Origin of the sequence: Methylobacterium sp. WL119 (assembly GCF_008039875.1) — a bacterium.
Lineage (GTDB): Bacteria > Pseudomonadota > Alphaproteobacteria > Rhizobiales > Beijerinckiaceae > Methylobacterium.
Window position 1 is genome coordinate 1 of sequence record NZ_VRUU01000161.1, and the last position, 6,453, is coordinate 6,453.

Here is a 6,453-nt window from a genome sequence, read left to right on the forward strand (position 1 = left end):
AGCCGGCGGCGACGGCAAGGCCGGCGATCCGGTATCTGCGGCAGGCGGCAGGTTTGTCTTCTGTCACGTCGATCAGCCCTTGCGGTGTCTCGATGACTGGATCCCCGCCTCACGCAAGAGACGGAGATGGCGCGCGTTGTGCACCTTCCAGCCAAGCCCGCCCTGGGGGGACCTTATCGCACTCCACCCTTTCCAACCGCTGCCAGAGCCAGCCAACCCTCTGAATCCCAAGCGATGCGATATTAAAGCGACACCTCGTAGGGAGCACGTCAGAGGGGGGCAGCCGCAGTTGAGAGGTCCTGAGGCTACTCGATCAAAAGCTATCCGAACGCTACCTCGCTCTTGATCTTATACGGCGAGCCTCGTGGCCACATAAGACAGCTCGACGCATTGCATGGTATGATCGAATACAACGAGATCCGTATCTCAGTTCGTACGCAGCCATCAGAGTGCAATGTTTATTCTAAAATATTCGAAACGAATACAAAAGATAATGCACGGGCAATTTTATTCTACAAGAAATTTTTACTCGCTTGCATTGTAAAATTGTCTCACTATAAGTCGAATCAAAATGACCTATGAGCCAAATAATGTTTCCCTTCAGATATGTCTTGATCGCAATCACCGCAGTTTTACTTTTGACGATGTTGTTATATTGGACCGTCAGTGGACGATTGACCGATATCGTTAGCTTAATTATATTCCTGTATTTAGGATCAAATTTATTTTATCTGATATTTTCTCATCCAACGTTCAAGACGAGCGCATTTTTCCAGCGTGCCGCAACAGGCCTCGCATTCGCATCGCTCGAATTACGCCATCAAGCCAAGGAAGCTGAGCTTCGAGAGACCGAAGCCGAGAGGCTAAGGAACTTGGACGCTGGATCGAAGGACAACAAGCTCCGTGCGGCAAACGAGTTCTTGCAGTACATCCGCGAAAACCCGACGATCAAGAAATATTACGTTCTGGATCGCATTCCGGCTGCGGCCAGCGCTTTGGAGAACGGTGCGATTGCTGCACCGCCGACCGATCAACGCGCGATCACTTCGCCTCAGAGTAGCGTCGCGCCGGCGCCAGCGCCAAACCTAGCCAATCCACAGCTTGCGGTTAGAGCTCGAAGCCTATCGCCCAAAGGGCCAGACACCGCCCCACAAACCGCCGCGCCCGCTGGCAGCACGTCTGTTGTGGGATCAGAGCCCCGCCAGGGGACGGGCTATCCCTGAACAACGCGCTTCCGGTCTCATCGCAGCGCAGCAGCCCGTTCCACGATCCCAAGCCGACGCAGCCGAGCGCTGGTCACATGCACAACGGCGTCAACGCGCGTGACAGGCACAAGCCATAGCCATAGGCCCTCAGCTTTCGTAACAGACGGGGAACTTTCACCGCCAAATCCACGCCAGAAGGGTTTTAATTTTTCCCAGCCGGCAATGGAAAATGCCATTATCATGCAGGAAACACTCAGCGTGATCTCGCGTTGAGAAACCCTTAACCGCCTGCAGATAAGGTGGCCTGGGGACCTGGGAGGGTCGTGATCATGCACTGGGCTGCCGTCTGCCTTGCCGCCTATGCCATCGGCTTCGTCGAGTTCATGCGCCTGTGCCAGGACGCGCCGGTGATGCAGGACGAGCCCGCCGCGAACGTGGCCTAACCGCCCTTCAAGCGCCGTACCAACCCAGCAGCCAGATCAGGCCCCAGCCGATCGCGCCGATCCAGCCGATGACGACCACCAACACCATCGCCAGGATCAGGATCGAGCCGAACCGATCAAACAAGCGTCGGCCTAGACCGACCTTCTGAACAGACGGCGTCCGACCAGCTGTCTCGTTTTGCGGCAAATCCACGGCTCAGCCCTTTGTTTTAGACTGAGTAGCAATCCGCGCTCCGAAAGGGTTCCGCCAATCCTGCGATCGTCGCGTATCGTTTACACGACCCATGCTGCGGGCGTTGCCGGTATCAGCCCAAACTTTGCAACTGATGTTGATCAGGGCTTTGTCGGCTTTGACCGCCGCGGCACGCGATCTTCGTTCTGAGGTCTGAGCGTCTGCCGGCGCTGCCCTGCCGCGATGAAGCGACCGAGAAACAAGCCCAGCGGCAATGAGACGACGAACCAGCCCTTGAGAAGGCGCAACAGCGTTCTCACCCGTCCTCCGACAAAGACATAAACGTCCAGCACGCTGTCCCTGAGGGATCCTCAGCGCGGCAGGTGCGGGTCAAAGGCGGCGAATGCCGGTTGCCATGCGTCGCGCAATCCAGCCCGTCCCCCTCTGCCAGACCCGGTCCGGCATCCGGTAGACGGACTTTGCGACGTTGATGCTGCTTGCCAACACCCAGAACACGCCAGCCAAGGCGTGCAGCCACAGGCCAGGGGGCTCATCGGGCTCGGCTCGGTCGTACCAGAGCGGGTCGTTCTCGTCCAAAGCTGATCCCTCAGTGACGCAAACCGCCCGCGCCACGATGGCTTTAGCAAACCATTTACCAACCCGCCTGTCACCCGCCTTGCACAGCACGGGGGCCGCTGCCGCGCGGGTCGTGCACAAAGGCCTGCGGGCGGATCAGGTTTCGTTGCGCATCGGACGCATGAGCGCACCGAGCAGAAAGGCGAGCTGGGCGCAGAGCAGAAGCGTCACGCCTCGCCGCAGGCACGCACCGGCACTCAGGTGGAAGGCGTACACACCGTAGGTCACCTCGAGGGCGACGATCGGTACAAACACCACGGCGACCCAGATCGAGCCAAACCGACCCAGGCCGAGGCCGAGCAAGGTATTGAGCAGCAGGGCCTTCATCGCGCTGTCTCCGCCGGCCGATCACAGCCAAGGCCGGCGTCTACCCTGCACGCGATCGCAGCAGCCATGCCGCCACGAACAAGGGAGATCAGCGGCTGCCGCGTTGCGCCAGGACGGCCGGGATAGTGCGCAGCATGATGGCGATGTCGCGTCCGAGCCCCCAATGCGTGGCGTAGTCGAGATCCAGCGCCACCCGCTCGGCATACGAGCAGTCACTGCGCCCCGACACCTGCCACAGGCCGGTGACCCCGGGCGTGACCGAGAAGCAGGTGGCAAAGGCAGAGCCGTAGCGCTCGACCTCGGCCTGGACGATCGGACGGGGTCCGACGAGGCTCATCTCGCCCAACAGCACGTTCACGAGCTGGGGCAGCTCGTCGAGGCTGGTTTTGCGCAGCACCAGGCCCAACGGGGTGACCCGCGGATCGTTGGTGAGCTTGTGGGTCTCGTCCCATTCGGCTTGAGCGGCTGGGTTGGCCGCCAGGTGAGCGCGCAGGACCGCATCACCATCGGGAACCATCGAGCGGAACTTCAGGCAGCCGAAACGCCGGCCTTTCCGCCCAATCCGCATGTGCCGGAAGATCGGGGCCTTGCCGTCGCCGGCCCAGACGAGCAAGCCGAGGAGCAGGAGCAGCGGCAGCAGGAGGAACAGCGCGGTGCCGGCCACACTGATGTCGAGGCTGCGCTTGCCGAGGCGCTCCAGGCGCCGTGCCTGCCCGAGCGGAAGCACCGCCTGGCTGACGCTCTCGCTCAGATGCTGCGGTGCAAGGGCCGGCAGGGGGGTCGGATGGCCGGCCTCACGCAGCATGGTCGCTCTCCTCGGAGATAAGGGGCTTTGGATGGTTAAAAAGCGTTAGTGCAAACTCCATACCGCCATCGTTCTCACTACACAAGCGTGGCCTTGGGAGGCAAAATAGCGTGATTGCAATTTATCAAATGTGTAGTTGGCGAAACGACTATAGTATCACATTGCTGCCACAATGGAATTGAGAGGCATACGATCATTCTATCGAAGATTTAGAAGTATAGTTCCATAGAACAAAGTGAGTTGGAGATAAACCCGTGCTGATCGTTCTCTTGTGCGGTGCGATAGTTATGGCCGCGCTTGGGCTTTGGATCGGCGCGAGTTGGGGCTGGATCGGCGCAGTGCTCGGCGCACAGCTTGGTGCTGCCCTCGGGGTCATGCTCGCTGCCGCGTTCAAGCTTCGCCGCTAAAACTACCGACACGCTCGGTTATCCCGAAGCCAATCCGTCTCAGCGGCCACGCCAAGCTGCAGGTTGGAACAAAAACCTCCTCCCTCGACGTTGAGCGCTGACGTGAAAAAAGGCCTTGGATTGCCCGAGAGCCAGAACCGTTCCGCTCAGAGGCGTCTATCCTTGAAAAAACAGCTTGAACTAAACCGCTTGCGAGATCTCTCAAAATGATGATCCGTGGGCCTGAAATTTGTAAAGCTAACGGGTGCGGTCTATGTGAATGCCGACCCCGCAAGCACCTCGGTGATGGAAGAGGGCATACTTGTAAGGTCGTTTGGATGATCCACGCTATGTCGATCGCGATCGCGGCAGAGGCCCTTCTGCTCAGCTTGTGCCAAACTTCCTTCGGCGCGTCCGACATCACCATCGCTGCCATCCCCACGGGCAGGCTCTACGTCGTCGGAACCACCGAGCGTCCCCACCAGCAGGTGGTACTCGACGGCCAGTTCCAGACCGAGTCGGACGAGGCGGGGGAGTTCCAGTACGAGCTGATCTACCACCCGGCGCGCTGCATCGTGAGCGCCCTGATTGACGGCAAAGCCTACGAGGCCGTTGTCAGCAATTGCGGACAGCAGGGACCCGCGACTACATCCAGGTCTCCGACCTCGCCGAGTCGCACCGGGTCGCCCTCGACCACCTGCGCGCCGGCGGCGAGAGCCTGACGCTGAATTGCGGCTACGGCACCGGCTATTCGGTGCTCGAGGTGATCGACACGGTGAAGCGCGTCTCCGGTCGCGACTTCCCAGTGCGCCCCGCCGCCCCGGCGATCCGGCGCGGATCGTCGCCGAGGCGTCGCGGATCCGCGAGCAGCTCGGCTGGCGCCCGAAGCACGACGACCTCGACGCGATCGTGCGCCAGGCGCTCGACCGGGAAGACGCTTTGTCCAATCGCAACCAGTGTTGATCCGGCTAAGAGCCCGTCCGATAAGGGGCTGAGGCAGGGTTGAGTGGCCGGGATGGCGGTAATTCCAGAAAGGTGCTGAAGCCTGACCTGGAAGTGCCATGTGGACTCCGACCATTCGCCGGCAGCACAGCAGCGCCAACCTGCGCTACTAAACCGACCGGACAGATGTCGAGTGTGCGGCGATCGCACCTCTGATGCCAGAGCCGGCGCCATGTGGCCGCCCGCCAGTCTGGACGAGCGGGAGGTCATGAACGCCATCTTCAACGTGTTGCGCGGCGGCATCGCGTGGCGGCTGATCCCGAAGGACCTGCCGCTGCGTTCGACCACGTTCGGCTACTTCAGCCGATGGCGCGACGAGGGATTGTTTGCTCGCATCAACCACGACCTCGTCATGGCGGACCGCGAGCGTGTCGGACGAGAAGCTTAACCCACGGCTGCGGTGCTCGATAGTCAGAGCGTCAAGACCACCGAGAGCGGTGGGCCGTGCGCCTACGACGCTGGCAACAAGATCAAAGGCCGCGCTCAGACTCCCGGATCCAGTTCCAGAACGTCTCGCCCGAGCAGCCGATCTTGGCTGCAATCGAGGCAATCGCCGCCGATTGCAAGGCATGCTCGCTTTGGTGGTCCAGCACCATCCGCACCGCAAGGGCACGGACCTTTAGGGGAATACGGTGGGGTTCGCTTCGTCATCGCTCCACCCTCTTAAAAGTTGGAGCCTCCGGGAAACCCGGTGCGGTTCAGTTCTTGTGCACCATCGGTCTGGCTCGAGCCCAAACCAAGATTGGGCTCGCCAACCTCGCCTACAACCTCAAGCGCTTCCTCTGGTTCAAAATTTGACCGGTGGCGGCCTGAGGGACGCTCAGGATCGCCCCTGAGCCCGTTCACGACCACCGCCAAATTACCAGACCGCCAGTTCAATCACGCCAAAGCTGCGACTAGCGTCAAATTGACGGATAAACCCCGCAATTACGCAATTCTTCGAGATGTCCAAGCGCTCCGTCGGAAAAATCGGTTACATCCGCGCCATCGCCACGCGCTATGACAAGGATCCCGATAACTACCTCGCCTGCGTCAAAATCGCTACCCTGCGGAGCTGGAGCCGAACTTTATAGGCCCGCAACTTAACTTAAATGGGGTGCATAACTCGTTCAGCCATCGTCATAAGGCCAAAGATGCACTAACTTGGAGCCCAGACCGTTGAAAAACGACAGGTCAACCAGTTATGGTCGCCCTGCAATCAAATATGTGTTCGGGTTAAAAATAAATTTGGTCCGATCTGTGGAACAACTTATTCAAGGGTTAAGAATGTGATCGTCACACCTTTAGATGCAATTGCCATTGAAGAAAACTCCGGCGAATTAGTTTTCGTAGATTTTGATCATACAATGCTGGCGGAAAACTCGTCAGAATTATTCATACGCTTCTGTAAACCAATGTTTATTGCAGCAGTTATAGATTTTATTATTCGAAATCTTATTCCGTGGCGAATACTCCGAATTAAGCGGTGGTATAGCGT

The 6,453-nt window shown here is 59.1% G+C and carries 9 protein-coding genes and 3 pseudogenes; 7 read left to right on the forward strand and 5 right to left on the reverse strand.

Annotated features, from left to right (window positions below; all coding sequences use genetic code 11):
• Window positions 1-611 precede the first annotated feature (611 nt).
• Window positions 612-1,223, forward strand: a complete 612-nt coding sequence (locus FV227_RS27235; protein ID WP_147860345.1) for a hypothetical protein — start codon at window positions 612-614, stop codon at window positions 1,221-1,223.
• Between the two features lie 758 nt (window positions 1,224-1,981).
• Here the strand turns inward: FV227_RS27235 and FV227_RS27240 are convergent.
• The 4 genes from FV227_RS27240 to FV227_RS27255 form a co-directional block, all read right to left on the reverse strand.
• A complete protein-coding gene (locus tag FV227_RS27240) occupies window positions 1,982-2,173 on the reverse strand; it encodes a hypothetical protein (RefSeq protein ID WP_147860346.1) in 192 nt (63 codons plus the stop codon).
• Between the two features lie 37 nt (window positions 2,174-2,210).
• Window positions 2,211-2,417: a hypothetical protein gene (locus tag FV227_RS27245; RefSeq protein ID WP_147726725.1), complete on the reverse strand. Its 207-nt coding sequence runs from the start codon at window positions 2,415-2,417 to the stop codon at window positions 2,211-2,213.
• Between the two features lie 135 nt (window positions 2,418-2,552).
• Window positions 2,553-2,783 carry a hypothetical protein gene (locus FV227_RS27250; protein ID WP_147860347.1) on the reverse strand — a complete coding sequence of 77 codons (231 nt, stop codon included), beginning with the start codon at window positions 2,781-2,783 and terminating at the stop codon, window positions 2,553-2,555.
• Between the two features lie 88 nt (window positions 2,784-2,871).
• The gene (locus FV227_RS27255; protein WP_147725761.1) at window positions 2,872-3,588 is read right to left on the reverse strand and encodes a sugar transferase; all 717 of its coding nucleotides are present in this window, start codon (window positions 3,586-3,588) and stop codon (window positions 2,872-2,874) included.
• Window positions 3,589-3,842: 254 nt separating this feature from the next.
• On the opposite strand from FV227_RS27255, the gene FV227_RS29395 reads away from it, so the two are divergent.
• The 4 genes and pseudogenes from FV227_RS29395 (at window position 3,843) to FV227_RS30180 (ending at window position 5,364) form a co-directional block, all read left to right on the forward strand.
• Window positions 3,843-3,995 (forward strand): hypothetical protein, encoded by a 153-nt coding sequence (locus tag FV227_RS29395; RefSeq protein WP_187274977.1) that lies wholly within the window; start codon window positions 3,843-3,845, stop codon window positions 3,993-3,995.
• A gap of 329 nt (window positions 3,996-4,324) precedes the next feature.
• On the forward strand, window positions 4,325-4,696 hold the full coding sequence (locus FV227_RS29400; RefSeq protein WP_187274978.1) for a hypothetical protein: 372 nt from the start codon (window positions 4,325-4,327) through the stop codon (window positions 4,694-4,696).
• Window positions 4,615-4,937, forward strand: a pseudogene (locus FV227_RS30175) (UDP-glucose 4-epimerase GalE); the annotation flags it as partial. The gene FV227_RS29400 and the pseudogene FV227_RS30175, both read left to right, overlap by 82 nt.
• Window positions 4,938-5,184: 247 nt before the next feature.
• Window positions 5,185-5,364, forward strand: coding sequence for a transposase (locus FV227_RS30180; protein ID WP_246686689.1), 180 nt, complete (start codon window positions 5,185-5,187; stop codon window positions 5,362-5,364).
• Between the two features lie 91 nt (window positions 5,365-5,455).
• On the opposite strand, the pseudogene FV227_RS30185 reads toward FV227_RS30180, so the two are convergent.
• A pseudogene (locus FV227_RS30185) lies at window positions 5,456-5,627 on the reverse strand (IS3 family transposase); the annotation flags it as partial.
• Between the two features lie 314 nt (window positions 5,628-5,941).
• On the opposite strand from FV227_RS30185, the pseudogene FV227_RS30190 reads away from it, so the two are divergent.
• Together FV227_RS30190 and FV227_RS29555 are read left to right on the forward strand one after the other, a co-directional pair.
• Window positions 5,942-6,049 (forward strand): annotated as a pseudogene (locus tag FV227_RS30190) (IS5/IS1182 family transposase); the annotation flags it as partial.
• 195 nt (window positions 6,050-6,244) lie between these two features.
• Window positions 6,245-6,453 (forward strand): hypothetical protein (locus tag FV227_RS29555; protein ID WP_210246747.1); only part of this gene is annotated, 209 nt, incomplete at its 3' end.